Genomic DNA, 2,252 nt, shown 5'->3' on the forward strand with positions numbered 1-2,252 from the left:
AACGCCTCGAACACCTCGGGCGGCAGATCGTAATGCCGATTCGTCGCAGCAGCAGCAACAGCCGGATCTGTGTTCACAGATAAACGACAACATCGGACACTCCGCGATGCAAGGGGACGTTGGTCCCGTTGCCTATTCGCTCCGACAATCTCGACAATTATTCGTGTGGCTGTTACTTCGATCCTCTCCGCCGATTCGGTGACAGCTGTGCTGTCTGAGCGGGCTCGCGAATTTGCCACCGCCAGAACGATCTTCCCGAGTACCAGCGCCGAATTGACTCTCTCCGAACTGGATGCCGCGGCGTCCAGTCACGCCCGCGGCCTCATCGAGGCCGGAGTCCGGCCGGGGGACATCGTCGCGCTGCTCGGACCGACGAGCGCCGACCTCATAGTGAGCTTGTTCGGAATCATGCGAGCCGGGGCGGCGGTGACCATCCTGCCCGTCCCGATCGGCACAAACAAGCTCGAGGTTCACGCCGAAAAGATCAGCCGCATACTGAATGTCGCGCGGGTCGACATGCTCGTCGGCTCGGACTCCTATGCGCCGCTCCTGACTGAACTCACCCAGCGCTGTCCCGACCTTCGGGTTGTCGGACCGTCGACCTCGGGTGCACAGGGCTCTCTACCGGACGTGGATGCGGACGCCCCCGCGGTGGTTCAGTTCACCTCGGGCAGTACCGGGTCACCGCGCGGCGTGACACTGAGCCATCGCAGCGTAGTCGCGGGCGTGCACGGCATCGTCGAAGGAGCCGGTCTGACTCCCGATGATGTACTGATTCAATGGGTGCCGCTGTATCACGACATGGGTCTGTTCGGGTTGCTCGCGAACCTGCTCAACGGTGCGGAATCACACGTGTTCGAGCCATTCGACTTCCTGCGCAAGCCCGGCGGGTTCTTGCGATACCTCGCCCAGCACCACGGGACCTTGGTCACCGGCCCCAGTTTCAGCTACGACCTTCTAGCCGCCGCCGCAGGACCGGAAATAGATCGCGGCCTCGACGTTTCGTGCTGGCGGTTGGCGTTCAACGGCGCAGAACCGATTTCTCCGGCCACCGTGCACCGCTTCGAGGACGTATTCGGACCGGCGGGCATCGCGCCGTCCACGATGTATCCGGTGTACGGCATGGCGGAGGTCACGCTGGCAGTGTCGTTTCCCCGGCCGGGAACCCCGCCACACACCCTCCACGTCGACCGCGACAGTCTGCGTCCCGGGTACGACATCCGGCTCGCTGGCCGGGGCGATGCCGTGGCGCGGGAGCTGGTGTCGGTGGGCATCCCGGTGCCCGGTATCGACGTGCGAGTGACCGATGACTCTGGAAAACCCTGCTCGGATAACATATTCGGCGAGATTCAGGTGCGTGGAGCGGCCGTCATGTCGGGCTACCTCCATGACGAGGATGCCACCCGGGCTGCCTTCGATGGGCCGTGGCTGCGGACAGGTGATCTGGGATTCCGCCACGACGGCGAACTCTATATCGCCGGCAGGCGCAAAGAAATGGCAATTATTCAGGGCCGCAACATCTTTCCCGAGGACATCGAAGCAGTAGCCAAACAGGTTCCCGGGGTATACCGACGGCGTTGTGTGGCCGCGCCCGGCACTGGCCCGGACGGCACCGAGCACATAGCGGTCATAGTCGAAACCGAATTGCCGTCACCGGCGCACTCGAGCCTCGCCAACGAGGTACGTCGTCGTATCGCCGAGGCGACCGACGTGCATGCCGTGCGGATCCACATCGTGGAACCACGCTGGCTGACCCGGACCTCCAGCGGCAAATGGCAACGACTCCAAGCCGTTTCGCGGCTGAGAACAAGCCAGACAACAGCTGCAGCGCCTACCGTGCCGACACGGCCGCAGGCCCGGACCGACCGATAATGAAGGAGTTCTCATGGCAACAGAGGGCCAACAGCCGGTCCCCTCACGTTCAGCGGTCCTGAACTCGGTGCGCACCCAGCTTCGAAACGAACTGAACCTCGACGGCGACGCACTGGCGGAATCCGAGAAGCTCGACCTGCTACCGGGCGCAGACTCCGTGCGCCTCATGCGCGTCACCGCCGCCCTGGAAAGGGAATACGACGTGGAGGCCGACGACGCCGCGATCCGGGCGGCCGACACCATCGGTGACATGGTCGAGTTCCTGCTCGCAGCACTGACCGCCGAGCGGGCCTGATGGCTACGACATCGCCTCCGTCGGCTGTTGCTGCTGCTGCGACGAATCGGCATTACGATCTGCCGCCCGAGGTGTTCGAGGCGTT

Annotated in this window: 2 protein-coding genes; both read left to right on the forward strand. The window is 63.9% G+C overall.

Annotation, left to right across the window (positions count from 1 at the left end):
- Window positions 1–69: 69 nt before the first annotated feature.
- Window positions 70–1,872 carry an AMP-binding protein gene (locus ACYVLQ_RS27340; protein ID WP_460700401.1) on the forward strand — a complete coding sequence of 601 codons (1,803 nt, stop codon included), beginning with the start codon at window positions 70–72 and terminating at the stop codon, window positions 1,870–1,872.
- A 13-nt stretch (window positions 1,873–1,885) separates the two neighbouring features.
- On the forward strand, window positions 1,886–2,167 hold the full coding sequence (locus tag ACYVLQ_RS27345; protein ID WP_460700402.1) for an acyl carrier protein: 282 nt from the start codon (window positions 1,886–1,888) through the stop codon (window positions 2,165–2,167).
- Window positions 2,168–2,252: the final 85 nt, after the last annotated feature.

It is taken from the genome of Nocardia thraciensis, assembly GCF_054782435.1.

What these genes read in the sequence shown, in the direction of transcription:
- ACYVLQ_RS27345 (WP_460700402.1), top strand. Translation starts at nt 1,886, where the DNA reads ATGGCAACAGAGGGCCAACAGCCGGTCCCCTCACGTTCAGCGGTCCTG.